The following is a 15372-nucleotide window of genomic DNA, read 5'->3' as shown; positions in this document are numbered from 1 at the left end:
ATGGCTTGCCGCAAGCATCAGTGCGTCAGAGACCTGCGCATCTTGTACCGGCCATCCTTGAAGCTGTCGAACAGCTGTCGGACAGTCGGATGGTCAACCGGCCCACCCTGCGGGTCAGCGAGCAGATTGCCCTGACTGACGTAGGCAACGTAAGATGAGTCCTCGTTCTCGGCGAGCAGGTGGTAAAAGGGCTGATCGCGGCGAGGGCGCATGTCTTCCGGGATCGACTGATACCATTCTTCCGAATTGGCAAAGACCGGATCGATGTCGAAGACAACCCCGCGAAACGCAAAGAGCCGATGGCGCACCACATCGCCAATGCTGAAGCGGGCGCGGGTCTGGCGCGGGGCGACAATGGTGCGGCCCGCCTGACTCGAAAAGAACTCTGCGCGTTCCATGGCGGCCAATATGGATGTTTCGTGCCGCAAAACAAGCACGGCATCCGCGCGGTGTGCCGGATATGCCCGCATTTTGTATGCTTGCGGGTCTTGGCAAGCCTTACGCCTTGGGCTAACGGGCGCGCTTCCTGTCGCCCTGCCGCCTTCGACCAGGCGGCCAATTACAGGGCGTGTCAGGCCTCGCGGAGAGGTGGCAGAGTGGTCGAATGCGCCGCACTCGAAATGCGGTTTACCGGCAACGGTAACGTGGGTTCGAATCCCACCCTCTCCGCCACACATCCATGATTGGCGACCTAATTTATCGGTGTTCCGGCTGGTTCCAAGTGAGGCTCCCTGGTGCGGGGGCAATGGGGAATTTCGGTCGGGACAAATGAACCGCGTCGTGACAGGCCGCATTGATCACGGCAGTAATGTTAGAGGCTGGCGGCGGACAGGCTTGCCGGAATTGGCTCTGCCGTGCGTCTTGAACCGCTTGTGGCACGTCACCGCCGCATAGTTGCCATTCGGCAAGCGCCCCGAAGCGGTCGCCTCCCTGTGCTGCAAAAAACAGATTCGCGAAACGAGACCCTTGGCGAAGACTTCGTGGTCGGCGTTTTGACCGCAAGTGTAACCTTCACACACGCGGCGTCGAACGGGTTCATGTGAGCCAGCAAGGCCCACCCAGGATACGTGAAAGGAATCGTCATGAAATCATCCCTCGCCATTGCTGCGGCATCGCTCGCCAGCCTCGCTGCCGCGTCCCTGATCGCCGCATCCCCCGCCGTTGCGCAGAACAAGGGCGCCAAGGAAAAGTGCTATGGCGTATCGCTCAAGGGCAAGAATGATTGCGCCGCCGGCCCCGGCACAAGCTGCGCCGGTACCTCGACGGTCGATTATCAAGGCAACGCCTGGAAATATGTCGGCAAGGGCGAATGCGTGAAGATGGGCGGATCGCTGACCGCCAAGGCGGGCAATGCCAAGCCTGTTCCCCCGAAGGCCTGACGCCCTCGGGTCGCCCCGGATGCTGGCTGATATGCCAACCCCGCGCTCTCTCCCCCGCCTCGCAGGGGTCGGCCTCAAACCTCAGCATTATGCCGAGGCGCTTGAGTCCGTGTCGGCCAGCATCCACCCTGCGGGATACATTCCCGCTTGGTTCGAAGTTCATCCGCAAAACTATTTTGGCGCAGGTGGCCCGCCACATCGTTGGCTCAGCGCCTTTGCCGAACGCGTCCCGCTCAGCTTCCATTCGGTCGGCTTGTCACTTGGCAGCGCCGATGGCGTCAATCTGCACGAGCTGGATCAGCTTGCCGTGCTATGCGATCGCTATGCGCCGGCCATGGTTTCCGATCACCTGAGCTGGAGCGGCAGCGCTTCCAATCGTTATCCCGATCTGTTGCCGTTGCCCTACACCCAAGACGCGCTCCATCATTTTGCAGGGCAAGTCGCCCGCGTGCAGGATCGCCTTGCGCGCACGATCCTGATCGAGAACCCTTCGCGCTATCTTGCTTTTGCAGGCGACGAGATGTCCGAGGCGGAGTTTCTCCATGCGCTGTGCATCCGCACCGGTTGCGGGCTGTTGCTCGACATCAACAATATCGAAGTTTCCGCCGCCAATCTCGGTCTTGATGCCGGTGCCATGCTGGATGCGATTGATCCGGCGCTGGTGGGCGAGGTTCACTTGGCAGGTCATGCCAGCGAAGATCACGCGCATGGGCGTTTGCTGATCGATGATCACGGCTCGCCCGTGTCAGGCGAGACATGGCGACTGTTCGAGAGATTCGTGCAACGTGCCGGCCCGCGCCCCGTGCTGATCGAATGGGATACGGATGTGCCTGCCTTCGATGTTCTGCTCGGCGAAGCGGCTAGGGCAGGCGCGATCATCACGGCCTCAGCGGCCCGGCAGGAACGATCCCATGCGCTGGCTTGATGGCGGGCAGAGCGCTGTGATGCAGGCGCTCGATCATGGCCCGGCCTATTTGCCAGAAGGCTTGTTTGCCGGTTTGCCCGAACGCGTGCTGGCGGGGATGAAAGTGCACGCCAACACCATTTCCCATGCCCGGCTGGTGGCGCTGGAAGATACATTTCCGCGCACGCGGGACATGCTGGGGCATGAATCTTTCAACGCGCTATCGAGGCGGTTCATTGTGCAGCCGGGCAGGACTGCGGCGGCGCTGGGACAGATTGGTGCAGGCTTTGATGCGTTCTTGAGCGATGCTGGCGAAAGCGCAGGGGTTGCCGATATGGCGCGCTTCGAATGGTGCTGGCTTACATCCTATCACGCCGCCGATGCTGTCCCGCTGAAGCTTGAACAGCTCGCGGGCCTCGCGCCCGAAGCCTTGCTCGATTGCGTGGTGCAGCGCCATCCTGCGGCCTGTGCCGGGCGGTTTGCGCCGCTGGTGCAGCGCGTGATTGGTGCAGAGGTTCCCGGCGTGGCCGATGCCGATGCCATTCTGATCGCCCGCCCCGACGCCGATGTGCTGGTATCCCCTGCCAGCGTGCTGATGGCAGACGTGCTGGCCGCCGCAGAAAATCCCGTCACCATCGGTAACCTTCTCCGGCAGAGCCGCGAATGCCCCGATGACGCAGCAGCGCAGGCCGATGCCATGATGCAGTCGCTCGCTGCCATTATCACAGCCGGCGCGCTGATTGCAGCGTGATCACGGTGTTGCGAGCTATTAAGGAAATATCGTGCAAGCCATTCTGTCCCACTATGATCGTGCCGCTGCATGGGTCAGCGGTGTTGCCTTGCGAAGCCTTGCGCTGCTCCTGACCCGCATTGTGCTGGCCGGGATCTTCTGGCGTTCGGCCCGTACCAAGGTCGAAGAGGGCAGCTGGCTTAGCATCAGCGACACCACCTACTTCCTGTTCGCCGAGGAATATGCAGGCGTTCCCCTGCCGAGCGACATTGCAGCGGTGACAGCGACGATGTCGGAGCATGTCTTTCCGATCCTGCTTGTCTTCGGCCTGTTCACGCGGCTTTCAGCGCTCGCCTTGCTGGGGATGACGCTGGTCATCCAGATATTTGTTTATCCCGATGCCTGGTGGAGTGTGCACGCGCTGTGGGCAGCACTGACGCTGATTCTGATCACGCAGGGCGGCGGGCGGCTTGCCCTTGATGCGGCTCTGGTGAAGGCGCGCGGCAAATGAGAGCCGACGAGGCCTCGCTCGCCCGATTGATGGCGATGTCGCAAAAAGGCGATCGCCAAGCCTACGCCACGCTGCTTACCGAATGCCAAGCCTGGCTGCGGCGCTATTACAGCCGCCGGATTGCGCCAGCACAGCTTGATGATCTGGTGCAGGAGACGCTGATGGCGCTGCACAACAAGCGGGCCAGCTGGGATTCCACCCGCCCGTTCCTGCCCTGGTTGGCAGCGATTGCGCGGTATCGCTGGGTCGATCACTTGCGCCGTTTGTACCGAGCCGACGAATGCGAGCTGGTGACCGATTATGAAGGGCTGGACGAAGAACCCGCGATTGCCGCGCGGATCAGCCTTGATCGGCTGCTTGGCATCTTGCCGGATGCACAGGCCCGCGCCATTGCGCTGGTCAAGATCGAAGGGCTCAGCATTGCCGAAGCAGCCGAGGCGACCGGGCAAAGCCAATCCCTCGTCAAAGTCAATATTCACCGCGGCCTCAGAAAGCTGGCCCACACGGTCGAGAAAGCCTGACACATGACCCCAGAAAATGATGCCTTGATTGCCAGTCTGGTCGGCGATCTCCAGCCTGTGAAGCCCTTGCGCTTTGCAAGAGGGTTGGGCCTTGCCGTGGCAGGCGGCGCGTTAACGACGCTGGCGGTGGTCGCCGTATTCGGCATGCGCGCCGATTTGCTGGCTGGACAGTTTGATCCTGTCCATCTCATTGCAGCCGGCCTGTTTCTGGTGCTGGGCATGGCAGCGGCGGTCACAGTCATCGTGATGAGCCGCCCTCAGGTGGGCAATGATCATAGTGGCTGGCTTTGGGCAGCGACGATGGCGGGTTTATTGCCGGCAGCAGCGATCATTGTCGGGCTAGGCGGCGGGAGCGACATTCTGGCGCGCGAAAGCATCGCGCACGGGGTAGAATGCCTGGTGATCGGGGGAGGTTCATCACTTTTGGTGCTGGCAATCCTGGCAATATGGCTGCGCAAGGGAGCTCCTACCGCGCCTGACCGGGCTGGCCTGCTCAGCGGCGTTGCGGCCGGGAGCATCGGTATCTTTGCCTTCTCGCTGCATTGCGCGGATAATGACATTGTCCATATCGGGATCTGGCATAGCGGCGTCGTGCTGCTGATGGCGGGCCTGGGCCGTGTCATCGTGCCGCCGCTGGTGCGCTGGTAAGCGCCGACTTTGGTGCGTCTGATTACCCGCCCGATCTGTTCGCTACCCGATCTCCGGCAGTTTGTGGCCACATCTGGCCGCTATTGATTGCCGCCCGATCCGCCTGGGCCCACGACATTGCCGATGGCAACTGCCGAGAAGGCAAGGCTGCTGACTGTGGCGATGAATTCGCGTAGCTCTGCCCCCGGCGCAGTTGAGACATAGATCACGTCCTGGTCGCGGATCATGAAATCCTGTGCGATGAAGAAGCCGCGGGCGTCGGAGAGGTCAAGGCGGTAGACCACCGGCACCTTACCGCCTTCGGTTACAATGCTTGGGTCGCGAAGGGACGGTTCGAGCGCCAATGGATCTTCCAGGCGGAACACGAACACGCCGCGGATACTTGCCTTGTCGTCACGCAGGCCACCCACCCGCGCCAGCCCTTGCGCCAGCGAGATGCCGCGCCCTTCGAACGGGATTTCCGCACTGCGCGCCACCGCCCCAAGTGCGATGAAGCTGTAAGGCTGATGCAGCACGGTCACCACGTCTTCAGGGTGCATCCTGATGTTCTGCGCAGGATCGGCAATGATCGCTTCGAGCGGAAGCGTGGCCGAAGTGCCACCGCGGCTTACCTGCACCGTGGTCTGGTGGACTGGGGCGCGCGGCCCTCCGGCGTTGGCGATGATATCGAGCAGGCGCTCTCCTCGCGGGCCGAGCGGTACCCTGCGGCTCGTCGCGACTTCTCCAAGAACGGTGACATTGCGCGAGTCATTCTGTGCAAGCCGCACGCTGGCCTGCGGATCATTGGCGCGGCCAATCAGGCGCTGTACGATCGCGCGCTCCACCTCGGCGGTCGAGCGCCCCGCAACCATGATCTCGCCAGCGAAGGGCACGGTTATCGCACCCGAGCTATCGACCACCTGGCTGACCACCGTGCGGCTCTGGGCGCCTGCATCGAGCCCGGGGATCACTGCGCCGCCGCCAAACAGAACAGCAGGCGGGGCCTCCCACAAGGCGATCTCCAGCGCGTCACCCGGCCCGATCAGCCACGCTGCGGAACCTGCGTCTCCCAGCGTCTGGGCAAGTCCCCGTGAGCGTTCGTAAGTGGCGATGCGCTGCCGGCTCTCCGCGTCGAGGTCGATAAGTGCGATCTGTTCGCCGGCATAAGCCTGGCCGGCGATCCTGGTCACTTGACCGGCCGAAGGGCCCGCTGCGCCGAGCGATGTGCAACCCGCCGCCAAAACGGCGAGCCCTGCGGCAGACAAAGCTCTAACCTTTTCGCAAAGTGGGGGCCACGCCATCATTGATCGCTATTTCCTGATCTGGGTTGCGACATCGAAGTGGCCCGTTCCCGAGAGTGCGATGCCAAGCAGCGGGATATTGTCCTCAACAAGAAATTCGTTGACCGCCGACATGACGCCGTAAGAAAGAACCTCAGAAATAGACCAGCGGGTGTAATCGTTGAACATCAGATAACCGCCGTTCCTGACCTTCCGTTTCAGCACCGCGATCTCTGCCTTGACGGATTTGTACGAGTGGTCCGCGTCCACATAGACAAAGTCGAAGAAGTCGTCTGGCAGCTTTTCTAGATTTCTGACCGAGTCCCCTTCGTGAATTGCGACCCCGGGATGCTTGCGGATCGTTTGATCAAAGCGTGAGAAGTCGATGTCGAAGATATGCAACTCGCGCGGCTTCAAAGCCTCGATGATCCGCTTTGCGAAAACACCGGTGGAGGTTCCGATTTCTGCGCAAACTCCGCCTTGGGGGAATGCCATCCGAGAAAGCATTGACTCCCGGTTGGCAAAGACCCTTGCATTTCCAAGCAGGTCGTCCCGCAGGTGGACAACCGGGTGATCAATCAGACTGGGCGGGAAATTGGGCGTGCGACCGGCGGAGAATTTGCGCACGTTGCGAACGGCCCGGCGAAGATTGTTGACGGCGTGATCGACCGCTATGTGAAGGTCCTTCTCATCCAACATCGGGTGCTTGCCTTTCCTGCTTTAATTCAGTGTTGAAGTTTGTGTTGTTTCATCGAAGCGGATGGCGCGGTTCGGTGTGAAACCGAGATGCTCTGCGTCTCATGATAACTGCAGTGCTCCCACCTTGTGCCTCAGGGGATGGGTGGCCGTTGCCGGCGACGCGCAGCCCAGAATTCCATCGTAGAAATCGGCCAATCGCGCGCGATACGCGGCCGGGCTAAACTTTTCGGCCTGTGCAAGGCCGCGCCGGGAAAGCTCTGCGACGGCGCGATCATCACCATCAAGGGCATGGATCGCCCGCGCCATGCCGCGCACCTTCATCGGATCGACCAGCAGCGCCGCCGCGCCAGCCACCTCTGGCAGCGATGAAGTCTTGCTGGTAATTACTGGTGTGCCGAGCGACATGGCTTCCAGCACTGGCAGGCCGAAGCCTTCATAGAGTGATGGGAACACCACCGCCCGTGCGCCGGCGATCACTGTCGCCAGGGTTTGGCGCGGGAGGTAGCCAAGCCACTTGATGCGGTCATGGCGATCCAGCTCGGCAAGCTGTTCGAGCAGCTTGACGTCCCGCTCGCTCCCCCAGCCGGGTGCGCCGACGATCACCAGCGGGTGTTTCGACCCGCTTGCAAGATGGGCTTCGAGCAGGCGGGCGAGGTTCTTCTTGGGTTCGAGCGCGCCGAAGAACAGGTAATAGCCGCGCATCTCGACGCCCAGCAGCCCCTCGACCTCGCGCGCGATCTGGTCTTGCGGCACGCCTTTGACCAGCGCGGCAATATCGGTCGACTGGTAGAGATTGGTGACGCGCTTCTCCTCCACCCCAAGGATGCGGATGATATCGGCGCGCGAATGCTCGGAGACTGTCAGGATGTGATCGGCCTCGCGCGCGATGCGTTGGCAGAGCGCGAGGTAGGTTTTCTTGCGATCAGCCGTGGTGTAGGGCAGGCGTAGCGGCACCAGATCGTGCAAGGTGTAAACATTGGCGGCACCTTTGGCCCTGACCGGAAGCGGATAGGTCCAATGGGCCAGCGTGACGGGCATGCCGGTGACGCGCGTGAACTGCCCGGTGACGCGGAACGCCCCATGGGCAAGGCCATAGAGTTCCGCAGCGTTCCAGTAGCGCGCTCCATCGAGCCCCAAGTTCGGGGGCAGGATCACCTCGCCCGTCAGTGCAATCTCGTGCGCAGGTCGCGCTGACAATACGCCGCGCGCGGCAGCGGCGATCTGCCCGGCCAGGCGCGTTCTGGGGGCATTGGCAGCGGCGCCCTCGCCGCCTTCGGCCAGCGCGATCTCGTTGAGCAGGGGCTGCTTTTTCGAATGACCCGCGCGGGTGCCGAATAGCAGGTTCACCCCATGTCCCAGCCCCGCCGCAGCCCGCGCAAGATTGCGCGCATAGGTCGCCACCCCCGTGCCATGCGGGCGCGCGATATTATAGGCGTCGATCAATAATTTAGCCATGGATCAGCCCCAATGCCTTTGCGGCAAAGGCGCGATTGCTGTCCCGGCATTCTGCGAGCGCATCGGGATAGGTCCGGGCCAACGGAGCAAAACGCTGCCAATCGCTCGGATCACACAGCGGCACGGGGTGCTTCATGCTGTAGAATTTGGAGGAGGATGGGAAGGCCACCACCTTGCGGCCCAGCAACGTGGCCCAGTACATGCCGTGGAAACTGTCGGTAAGCACCAGATCCCCGCTCGCGAGGAAGGGAATAACCTGTTCAAAGGGAGCGGAATTGTCGAGCATCGGCAGGCCAGAAGGCAGGGCCGCGGCGCGTGATGAATTCTGGATCGTGCCGGTGTGCGCATACATGACCACGTCGAAGACCGGGTCTGCAGGCGCGTCCAGATCCGGTGCCATGCAGGACGCGCATGGCACCCAGTCATAGCCGCAATCGGTATCTCTGACCCCGACCAGATCGAAGCCGTAGGCGTCAAGATCAAGCCCTTGCTTCAGACCGCGCCAGTCGCCCAGTTGCCAGTTATTGTGACCTGCACCCCAAACGACCGCCCGGCTGCCGGGCTTGCGGTTTTCGGCAATATGCTGGAGCCCGGGCTTGAAGAAGTCGATCTCCAGCAAGCCTCCGCCGCCGATAATGATGAGATCGGCTTGGGCAAGGCGCTCCTTCCATTCCTGAGCAGCGGCGACCGAAGCATTCTCGCTTCCCTTGAAACCGAGAATTTCGTCCCGGGTCGCATCGGCGAGTTCCGGCATCCAGAGCGATGGCGCGCAGATCAGGTCGCCGATGTTTCGGGTGTTGAGCCGGTGGTAGTTGATGATGCTGGTCACGCTTGTCTCTGTCCTGGCTGCGCGCCCCTGAGGGTCAGCCCGCGCTGATGAAGTCATTGGGTTGCGGCACGCGCGACAGGCGCGGTCGCAGGCTGATCATGGTGTCTACCGGCCAGCCGTCGCCTTCGCTCCGCTGAGTGAGTGCGCGCTCTATTGCCTCGCGGGCCACCTCGCGCGCTTGCTGCATTGCTGCTGCGCCTGCGGCCTCGATCTGTTCGCGGGGACGGATCACCGCTTTGCTTGCTGTGCGAAGGGCAGCGCGGGTGGCAGGCCAGTCCGCAAAAGCGCCGCGCAGCAGCAGCAGGTGCGGTAGCACTTCGCGTGGGTCGCCTAGTTCGGTGGAGAGTTGCCGGGCTGCGCCTTCATCCACCGGTGCGCCGGCGACCATCGCCGCCTTCAAAAGCCATTGGGGATCAAGCATTTTCGGCTCCCGTTTCATCCATGATCTGACGGTAGAAGCGAGCTACTTCGCGGGCCATGACCCGGTCGGAGAAGCGCGCGCAGAAGGCGGCATGGCTGCCGCGCGCCAGCTTCGCGAGCGCAGCGCGGTCGGTCATCAGTGCCGTCAGCCTTTCGGTGCTCCCGGTTACGAAAGCTTCCTCGTCAGGGAAGAGGAAGCCGGAAACGCCATCCTCGACCACTTCGCCTAACCCGCCAATTGCGAGCGCCAACACCGGGGTGGCTGCGGACATGGCTTCGATCGCCACCAGACCGAAGGATTCGAACCGGCTCGGCATAAGCACGACGTCGGCTGCCAGATACAGCGCCTCAAGCGTAGGGCGGCTCACTTCGCCATGAAATACCAGCCCCGCATTGCGCGCAGGGTCGAGACCGAATTCGCGCCCGATCCGGTCAAGCAGCGCGGCATCGGGTGTCGCACCGACGAATTCGAAGCGAATGCGGGTATCGCCCTGAAACCGCGCGGCAACCCGCAGTGCCAGATCGTAGCCCTTGCGCGCCTCGAACCGTCCCGCAAACAGCACCCGTAATGGATCGCCTTTCTTTTGGCGGGCGACCTTGTCTTCGATGTCCACCTGCAGCCGTTCGAGGATGTCGGGCGTTCCGTGCGGCACGATCTGCGCCCGTCCGCTCAGCGATACAGCATATTCCTGCTCAATCTGGTCAATCACTGCCTGACTATTGGCGAGAATATGCGGAGCGCGTGCGAGCGCTGCGGTTTCGGCGGCGATCATTGGATCGATGAAACTGCGGGCATAGATCACCCTCGATGTCCATTCCGGTTTGAATGGACGGGCCAGCCGGTAGCTGGTGTGCAGGCTCATTACTGTGGCAATTTCGGGATCATCGAGTGCGGGTAACGCTTCGAGATCCCAGATCGGGAAAGAGACGAGATTGAGGCCGAAAGTCTTGAGGAACGCGATCTCGCGCATGACCCCGGCCATCCAGTCAGCCACGCCCGATCGCGGCACGCGGTAGGTTGCAGCAAGGGCATCGGCTTCTTCGGGCGCAGCGGCGATGGCGTGATACCAGATCCCGCCGACAAAGCGGCGACTGGGCAGTTCGCGGGCGCGGGTGATGATGTGCACTGCCACGCCTTCATCGCGCAGGCCCTCTGCCAACAGCATCGTCCAGCGCGCAATTCCGGCTTCGTTATCCGGTGGCAGTCCTTGTGAAACCAGCGCAACTCGGAGCGGCCGCGGATCTGTGGACGCAAGAAACGACCCGGCGTCGACGTCCGCATGTGCAGCCAGATCGCCCTGCACCTTGTGTTCAAGTCGGGCGCGGCTGCTTGCCACCATCCCGACCTCGGTTCCGGCTTCGACATCGCCATCCAGCGTCTGGCGATGGCGCGGCGAAATCTCGCCATGCTCTTCCAGCCAGGCATTGGCGCGCAAGAGTTCCTCGCGGTAGTCCTGCAGCGCCTGCGCGACCTTGCCATAGCCTTCGGCGCGGCCGTGGTGATTTATGAAATAGGTCTTGCTGACAACTGACGGGTACAACGTGCGCGCCTTGCGCGTGCTGGAGCGGATATGGCTGGCAGCGAACTGATGGAAGATCAGGGCAGACGGTTCGTAAACGATGCCCCAGCCAGCATCGACCAGCCTGAGGCAAACGTCGGTTTCATCAAGCAGATAGGCAAAGGTGTGATCGAACCCGCCGATCGCGCGTAACGCCTCCATCCGAAAGCTCGAATTGGTGCCGAGCAGACTTGGGTAGAGGGGGGTGCCCGGCCAATTGAGCACCCGTTCGTCGAAGGTGTCGGGTGGAAAGTGAGCATTGCCGAACCGGTCGCAAACGGTCTTGCGCACCTGCCAGCGTTGTCCGGTGTTATCGACAGTGAAGCCACCCGCACCGCCGACCGTCGGATCGGCGAAGGCCTTGGCCAGATGGCGCAGCCATTGCGGGTGCGGCACTGCGTCATCATCCAGAAAGGCGACGATCTCCCCGGATGCTGCAGCAATCCCGACATTGCGGGACACTGACAGGTTGGCAACCTCGCAGCGCAGATGTTTGATCCGCCCTTGCCAGCGTGCCAGCACCTCTTCTGAATGGTCCGTCGAGGGGCCGTTTACCACCACCAGTTCAAAGGCCGGGTAATCGAGTTGCATGACCCCAGCGATCGCATCGTCGAGCAGATCAGCGCGGTTGAGCGTGTTGATGACCACGGAGACCGGCGGTGAGGCATGATCAGGCAGAAAGCGGGTCACAGTTCATCCTCCGACAGCAGTTCCAGCCAGACGCGGTTTGCCTTCTCGAAGCGGGGATCCGCGATCATGGCGGCGGCCAATGCGTCAAGGCTGTCGCAGGAGCGGAGCAGAGCGAGTTGTTCATCCTCAGCGACGTCATGCGCATCCCAAAGCAATCGGGCGAGTGTCAGGAGGTCGGGGCGTCCGGGCACCTGCTTATGCTGAGCGACGGGTGCGTGAAAGCGGATCGGGTAACGGCTTTCGACTTCACCCTGCCGCTCCATCACGAAGTTAAGGTGCGCGCGCACATCCAGCGGCTCCGCGCCAAAAGCAGCCGCAGTGCGATAGGCGATCTCAGCCAGTCCGAAATAGCCCTGCTCCTTCAGCATATGCCCGAGCTGGGTCCAATAACTGCGTTCATAGGGATGGATCTTGAGCGCAGTGCCATAGGCATCGGCAGCATCTTTCCAGCGGCCTTCGTCACGCGCGGCGTCGGCCTTAGCGACCAGATCGCGGAAGGCTGGATCGGCGAGCGCGGCGTCTTGCGCGGAATCGAGGTGGGCTTGGCGGCTCGCGTAGGAGAGCGGGGCCACGCGCGGAGCCGCTGGCGGGCCGCTCCGGGCCGGGCGCCGCCGGGCACCCGTAAGGGCAAAAATGTCTCGGGCAGGCTTCATGCCGCTACTCCTCGAACCGCATCTGGGTCATCTGGACTGGTTTTGTCGGTCGCGACTTCGGCAAGGTCGACGCACACCAGCCAGTCCTCTCCGCATTGCCGGGTTTCGACCATCGCGCGAGTAAGGGGCTTTACGGAGCTGTCGTAGTCGAGGAATTTGAGCGCATCGGTGCCGAAGGCCGCGACGACATCGTCCCAACCGTAGCCGCGCGCAAAATTCACTTCGCACACCACTTTGGGGCGGAAACGTTCAAGGATCGGGCCTAAATGAGCAAGCACCGCCAATTCTGCGCCCTCAACATCGATCTTTATGAAGTCAACGCTCTGGAATTCATGGAGATTTAGCTCTCCGAGCTTGACTTCGCTAAGCGTCCCATGGGCTGCGAGCCAAGCCGGATCCTCGCCCGGAGCGATGAAGCGTCCATTCTTGGGCTCGCCTGCGGGAATGAAAAACCGGCGTGAACCGCTTTCGCCCGGTGCAGCAAGTGCGATGTTGCGTGCCTCGGTCCGACCCGTGAAACCGTTGACAGCTATGCTTGAGGCAAGCCGACGAAAAACCTCCGGATTGGGCTCAATCGCCACCACCCGGCCGCCTTCGCCGACCAGGTCGGCAGCAAGTAGAGTGTAATAGCCCAGGTTGGCGCCGATATCGATCACGGTATCGCCGGGACGAATCGCTTGGGCGAAATGGCGGGTCAGCCAATACTCCCAGTACCCTTCGAACAGCATATGCGGGGTGAAGCCGACATCCTCGCCGATCGCGAACAGCTTAAGGTTGCCGAGCACCTGACACAGCACTGTTCCTTGCCCGAGATACTGGCTTCGGGTGCGTGCGACGAAATGGGCTTCGGCCGCCGGCCGCGGTTGTTCAAGAAGGATGCGGCGAAGCGCGCTCATGGCTGATGCTCCTGTAGAGGTGCGGAGGCGAGGTCAGGCAGCGTCCAGCCGTTCAGCCCTCCGGCCATGCGCAGCGCAGCCAGCAGACTTTCCGAACGGTTCAGAGCATCATCGAGCGCTTCGGGACGTATGCCTGCCATGCGGGCAAGATCATCGCGCCAGTCGTGCCGCAATGGTGCCGTGTTCCCCGGGACGACGACAATCGCGTCGGGCGCGAGGACCCTGCTGCCGCCGCCCATTCCGGCCAGCACTGCCTCAAGGCTCTGTCCGCTCCGAAGCAAGCGCAAGGCATCATTCTCGTCCAGCCGCTCAGCGCCGTGCAGCATAGCCGCCAGCAAAGCGAGGTCAGGATAGCCGGGCGGCTGCAGGCGGGTAGGGCCGCCATCAGGAACGGGGCAAGCAAGAGCTTGTGCGTCCGCCCCCGGCGGGGCGACTGCCGTGATGAACGGGGCCAGCACCCGCGCTGCTTCACCATAGGCGCAGGCGGTTCGATAGGCGATTTCTGCCCGCGCGAGTTGCCCCTGTTCGCGCAGCACGTGGCCGAGTTGCGCCCAGTAGCTTCGCTCGTAAGGGTGCAAGGTCAAGGCGGCGACATAGGCTGCCTCTGCCTCGGCCCAGTCGTGCCGATCCCGGGCACTGTCAGCTTTGCGCACCAAGGCCATGAACTGTGCATCGGCATGGGCCACACGGCGCAAGGAATCGATCGCGGTCAGTCGCCGCGCAAATGGCTGGACGCTGCCCCTGGCCCCTCTTCCGTCCGCGCTTTCTCCAGCACCGACCAGCGCGAGGAAATGGGATTGTGCAGCGTCGAAATCGTCGAATGTGGTCAGGCACCCTGCGTCTAGCACTGCCCAGCGGTTGCAATGATCGCGCAGGTACCCCGGATCGTGCGAGATGATCATCATCGCGCGTTCGCCGCGACGGTCGAACAGTTCGTAATTGCAGCGTTCGTGAAAGCGCGCATCGCCGACGGCGGCGATTTCGTCGATGAGGAAGCAGTCGAATTCGATGATCATCGAAATCGCGAAGGCCAGCCTTGCGCGCATACCCGAGGAATAGCTTCGTACCGGCTCGCGCAGATAGGCACCAAGTTCGGCAAAAGCTTCGACAAAGGCGAGGTTGGCCTCTGGGTCTTGTGCATAGAGCCGGCTGATGAAGCGAATGTTGTCGGCCCCGGTCAGCTGCGGTTGAAACGCACCGCCGAAGGCCAGTGGCCAGGAAACCGACATGGCGCGGGTGATGCGCCCTCTGGTCGGTTGTTCCGCGCCGCCAACCAGCCGGATCAAGGTGGACTTGCCCGCCCCGTTGCGCCCCAGCACCCCGAGCCTTTCGCCCATTTCGAGGGTAAAGCTGACCCCCTCAAGCACCTGGCGCGGGCCGTTGCGGGTGCGATACGACTTGGCGATGTCCTCGACCACGATCATTGCGGCGCCACCCGACCCGCAGCCCAACGCACAGCAATCAGCGCTGTCGCGCTCAACACAAGTGCGAAAGTCGCCGCGTAACCAGCATCATAGATTGCCTCGATCTTCGAGCCGAAGAAGCCGTCGCGGATGATCTCCACCCCGTGGACCATGGGTATCCACAGCACCACTTCGCGCACCGCAGGGGGCACTCCCGAAACCAGAAAGCCCGCACCCGATAGCGGAAACAGCAAATAGGAGGCGGGGTGCCAGAACTTGTCGACCAGCTCGAATTCGTGACTCAGCGCGCCCAGCGTCATGGCAAGGGCCGCGCCGAACCATGCGATCAGCAACCATCCGCCGACAACGGTCAGCACGTCTTCTGGCGGCGCAAGCCAGCCCATCAGAATGAACACGAGGCCCAGCACGAGAAACGAAATTGTCGCCCCTGAGAATTCGATCGCGATGCGCGTGAGATAGATATCCAGCGCGCGGATGTTGCGATGGTAAAACAGTGACAGGTTCGCTTCGAGCGCGCCGATGCAGCGGCCCGGCATGTTGCGCCACAGCAGCACACTTGAATAGCCGGTCAGTGCAAAGGCGACGATGGGCAGGTCGCTGCCGTGGACCGACTTGGTTGCGGTCCAAAGTGCCGTCACCCCAAGGGTGAACATCATCGGCTCCACGAACAGCCACAGAAAGCCGATATTGTGCCGACCGTAACGGGTCAGCAGTTCGCGGATCAGCAGCGCGCCAAGCACCCGGCGCTGGACAGCCAGATGCGCAACAAGCGAAAGGGGGGCAGGGCCAGCCACG

Annotated in this window: 17 protein-coding genes and 1 tRNA gene; 7 read left to right on the top strand and 11 right to left on the bottom strand. The window is 62.3% G+C overall.

Features of this window, described 5'->3' with window-relative positions; all coding sequences use genetic code 11:
• Positions 1 to 17 precede the first annotated feature (17 nt).
• The gene (gene hspQ, locus CHX26_RS14070; protein WP_104942911.1) at positions 18 to 398 is read right to left on the bottom strand and encodes a heat shock protein HspQ; all 381 of its coding nucleotides are present in this window, start codon (positions 396 to 398) and stop codon (positions 18 to 20) included.
• A gap of 184 nt (positions 399 to 582) precedes the next feature.
• Here hspQ and CHX26_RS14065 point away from each other — a divergent pair.
• From CHX26_RS14065 to CHX26_RS14035, 7 genes are all read left to right on the top strand, one after another.
• A tRNA-Ser gene (locus tag CHX26_RS14065) sits at positions 583 to 672 on the top strand.
• A gap of 410 nt (positions 673 to 1082) precedes the next feature.
• The gene (locus tag CHX26_RS14060) at positions 1083 to 1379 is read left to right on the top strand and encodes a BufA1 family periplasmic bufferin-type metallophore (protein ID WP_104942910.1); all 297 of its coding nucleotides are present in this window, start codon (positions 1083 to 1085) and stop codon (positions 1377 to 1379) included.
• Between the two features lie 19 nt (positions 1380 to 1398).
• Positions 1399 to 2304, top strand: a complete 906-nt coding sequence (bufB, locus tag CHX26_RS14055; protein ID WP_233997175.1) for an MNIO family bufferin maturase — start codon at positions 1399 to 1401, stop codon at positions 2302 to 2304.
• Positions 2291 to 3034, top strand: coding sequence for an HvfC/BufC family peptide modification chaperone (locus CHX26_RS14050; RefSeq protein WP_172449849.1), 744 nt, complete (start codon positions 2291 to 2293; stop codon positions 3032 to 3034). The genes bufB and CHX26_RS14050 overlap by 14 nt, the downstream gene beginning before the upstream one ends.
• Before the next feature lie 31 nt (positions 3035 to 3065).
• Positions 3066 to 3524: a DoxX family protein gene (locus tag CHX26_RS14045; RefSeq protein ID WP_104942908.1), complete on the top strand. Its 459-nt coding sequence runs from the start codon at positions 3066 to 3068 to the stop codon at positions 3522 to 3524.
• Positions 3521 to 4045 carry a sigma-70 family RNA polymerase sigma factor gene (locus CHX26_RS14040; RefSeq protein ID WP_104942907.1) on the top strand — a complete coding sequence of 175 codons (525 nt, stop codon included), beginning with the start codon at positions 3521 to 3523 and terminating at the stop codon, positions 4043 to 4045. The genes CHX26_RS14045 and CHX26_RS14040 overlap by 4 nt, the downstream gene beginning before the upstream one ends.
• Before the next feature lie 3 nt (positions 4046 to 4048).
• Positions 4049 to 4693, top strand: a complete 645-nt coding sequence (locus CHX26_RS14035; RefSeq protein WP_104942906.1) for an NrsF family protein — start codon at positions 4049 to 4051, stop codon at positions 4691 to 4693.
• 80 nt (positions 4694 to 4773) lie between these two features.
• On the opposite strand, the gene CHX26_RS14030 is transcribed toward CHX26_RS14035, so the two are convergent.
• From CHX26_RS14030 to CHX26_RS13985, 10 genes are all read right to left on the bottom strand, one after another.
• Positions 4774 to 5862 carry a polysaccharide biosynthesis/export family protein gene (locus CHX26_RS14030; RefSeq protein WP_233997174.1) on the bottom strand — a complete coding sequence of 363 codons (1089 nt, stop codon included), beginning with the start codon at positions 5860 to 5862 and terminating at the stop codon, positions 4774 to 4776.
• A gap of 120 nt (positions 5863 to 5982) precedes the next feature.
• A complete protein-coding gene (locus CHX26_RS14025) occupies positions 5983 to 6651 on the bottom strand; it encodes a class I SAM-dependent methyltransferase (protein ID WP_104942905.1) in 669 nt (222 codons plus the stop codon).
• Between the two features lie 99 nt (positions 6652 to 6750).
• Positions 6751 to 8106 (bottom strand): glycosyltransferase family 4 protein, encoded by a 1356-nt coding sequence (locus CHX26_RS14020; protein WP_104942904.1) that lies wholly within the window; start codon positions 8104 to 8106, stop codon positions 6751 to 6753.
• The gene (locus CHX26_RS14015; protein ID WP_104942903.1) at positions 8099 to 8935 is read right to left on the bottom strand and encodes a polysaccharide pyruvyl transferase family protein; all 837 of its coding nucleotides are present in this window, start codon (positions 8933 to 8935) and stop codon (positions 8099 to 8101) included. The genes CHX26_RS14020 and CHX26_RS14015 overlap by 8 nt, the downstream gene beginning before the upstream one ends.
• A 34-nt stretch (positions 8936 to 8969) precedes the next feature.
• Positions 8970 to 9356 carry a hypothetical protein gene (locus CHX26_RS14010; protein ID WP_104942902.1) on the bottom strand — a complete coding sequence of 129 codons (387 nt, stop codon included), beginning with the start codon at positions 9354 to 9356 and terminating at the stop codon, positions 8970 to 8972.
• Entirely contained in the window at positions 9349 to 11604 is a 2256-nt protein-coding gene (locus tag CHX26_RS14005) for a glycosyltransferase (protein ID WP_104942901.1), read from the bottom strand. Before CHX26_RS14005 ends, CHX26_RS14010 begins: the two co-directional genes overlap by 8 nt.
• Positions 11601 to 12257, bottom strand: coding sequence for a hypothetical protein (locus tag CHX26_RS14000; RefSeq protein WP_146107745.1), 657 nt, complete (start codon positions 12255 to 12257; stop codon positions 11601 to 11603). The genes CHX26_RS14005 and CHX26_RS14000 overlap by 4 nt, the downstream gene beginning before the upstream one ends.
• A complete protein-coding gene (locus CHX26_RS13995; RefSeq protein ID WP_104942899.1) occupies positions 12254 to 13153 on the bottom strand; it encodes an FkbM family methyltransferase in 900 nt (299 codons plus the stop codon). Before CHX26_RS13995 ends, CHX26_RS14000 begins: the two co-directional genes overlap by 4 nt.
• The gene (locus CHX26_RS16245) at positions 13150 to 14577 is read right to left on the bottom strand and encodes an ABC transporter ATP-binding protein (protein ID WP_104942898.1); all 1428 of its coding nucleotides are present in this window, start codon (positions 14575 to 14577) and stop codon (positions 13150 to 13152) included. The genes CHX26_RS13995 and CHX26_RS16245 overlap by 4 nt, the downstream gene beginning before the upstream one ends.
• Positions 14574 to 15371, bottom strand: a complete 798-nt coding sequence (locus CHX26_RS13985; protein WP_104942897.1) for an ABC transporter permease — start codon at positions 15369 to 15371, stop codon at positions 14574 to 14576. Before CHX26_RS13985 ends, CHX26_RS16245 begins: the two co-directional genes overlap by 4 nt.
• Position 15372: the final 1 nt, after the last annotated feature.

This window comes from Porphyrobacter sp. HT-58-2 (genome assembly GCF_002952215.1).
GTDB lineage: Bacteria > Pseudomonadota > Alphaproteobacteria > Sphingomonadales > Sphingomonadaceae > Erythrobacter.
The sequence above is the reverse complement of the archived record's forward strand: the minus strand, read 5'-3'. Positions and strand labels throughout refer to the sequence as shown.

Bases quoted from the DNA above. Each gene is read 5' to 3' on its own strand.
- hspQ (WP_104942911.1), bottom strand. From the start codon at position 398: ATGGAACGCGCAGAGTTCTTTTCGAGTCAGGCGGGCCGCACCATTGTC.
- CHX26_RS14060 (WP_104942910.1), top strand. From the start codon at position 1,083: ATGAAATCATCCCTCGCCATTGCTGCGGCATCGCTCGCCAGCCTCGCT.
- bufB (WP_233997175.1), top strand. From the start codon at position 1,399: ATGCTGGCTGATATGCCAACCCCGCGCTCTCTCCCCCGCCTCGCAGGG.
- CHX26_RS14050 (WP_172449849.1), top strand. From the start codon at position 2,291: ATGCGCTGGCTTGATGGCGGGCAGAGCGCTGTGATGCAGGCGCTCGAT.
- CHX26_RS14040 (WP_104942907.1), top strand. From the start codon at position 3,521: ATGAGAGCCGACGAGGCCTCGCTCGCCCGATTGATGGCGATGTCGCAA.
- CHX26_RS14035 (WP_104942906.1), top strand. From the start codon at position 4,049: ATGACCCCAGAAAATGATGCCTTGATTGCCAGTCTGGTCGGCGATCTC.
- CHX26_RS14025 (WP_104942905.1), bottom strand. From the start codon at position 6,651: ATGTTGGATGAGAAGGACCTTCACATAGCGGTCGATCACGCCGTCAAC.
- CHX26_RS14020 (WP_104942904.1), bottom strand. From the start codon at position 8,106: ATGGCTAAATTATTGATCGACGCCTATAATATCGCGCGCCCGCATGGC.
- CHX26_RS14010 (WP_104942902.1), bottom strand. From the start codon at position 9,356: ATGCTTGATCCCCAATGGCTTTTGAAGGCGGCGATGGTCGCCGGCGCA.
- CHX26_RS14000 (WP_146107745.1), bottom strand. From the start codon at position 12,257: ATGAAGCCTGCCCGAGACATTTTTGCCCTTACGGGTGCCCGGCGGCGC.
- CHX26_RS13995 (WP_104942899.1), bottom strand. From the start codon at position 13,153: ATGAGCGCGCTTCGCCGCATCCTTCTTGAACAACCGCGGCCGGCGGCC.
- CHX26_RS16245 (WP_104942898.1), bottom strand. From the start codon at position 14,577: ATGATCGTGGTCGAGGACATCGCCAAGTCGTATCGCACCCGCAACGGC.